Raw genomic sequence first — 891 nt, 5'->3', positions numbered from 1 at the left:
AAATCAGAAGAAATCCAAAACCGGCGTGAATTTGGCGCAGAAGATCAGTTAGAAACAGCAATGAAATATATTGCCAGAAAACAAAAGAAACTGATTTCTGAAATCGAATTGACATGGGAAAATATGCAGCTTGGCGCTGTTCAAGGTGTTGTCCTTGATGCTGATGGCTCGGTGATTGTTGATTGGTACAAGGAATGGGAAATCACACCACCAAAGCCCATTGACTTTAAACTGAATACAGAGACAACCAATGTTGCTGACAATGTTGACCAAGTCATTATGAGGATGATTGAGGCTTCAAAAGGAGCATTTTCTGATCGTTCACGCATTATTGGGCTTTGTGGAAATGAATTCTTTTCCAAGTTGAAAAACCATAAAACAATTCGTGAAACCTATTTAAACACAGCCTTAGCACAGACACTCAATAGCGCCGGAGGTGTTGCAACACCAAGCGCTCTTGGCTCGGGCAGCTTTGGCAGTTTTGACTTTGCAGGTGTCACTTTCATTAATTACCGGAGTATCCACAACTATAATGTAAGTGCGAAGGCTGGAACAAAGCGCGCTATAGGCATTAAGCCTGATGAATGCCAATTCTTCCCTGTTGATGCGCCTGGTGTATTCCAAAAAACCTTTGCTCCTGGTGAAAGCTTGGATTTTGCCAACACCGTTGGAAAACCTCTCTACACCATGCTTATCGTCGACCACGACCGTAATGCATGGGTAAAACCGGAGGTCTATAGCTATCCGCTTTACATTTGCACACGCCCTGAAATGCTGTTTAAAGCAGTTATTGGAGCGAAATAACATGCGATGGCACGGGCTGCTAAACCAAATGGTTAAAGATGTGCGCAACACTTTTGGGCAGCCCATCATCTACACGCGAAAGGACAA

1 protein-coding gene is annotated in these 891 nt (G+C 43.5%); it reads left to right on the top strand.

Annotation, left to right across the window (positions count from 1 at the left end):
- The coding region (locus ACFIKO_RS09345) for a major capsid protein (RefSeq protein ID WP_375673898.1) at positions 1 to 804 on the top strand (804 nt) is incomplete at its 5' end.
- Positions 805 to 891: the final 87 nt, after the last annotated feature.

Origin of the sequence: Bartonella sp. TS82HLJMH (assembly GCF_042193495.1) — a bacterium.
GTDB classification, from domain to species: domain Bacteria; phylum Pseudomonadota; class Alphaproteobacteria; order Rhizobiales; family Rhizobiaceae; genus Bartonella; species Bartonella grahamii.
The sequence above is the reverse complement of the archived record's forward strand: the minus strand, read 5'-3'. Positions and strand labels throughout refer to the sequence as shown.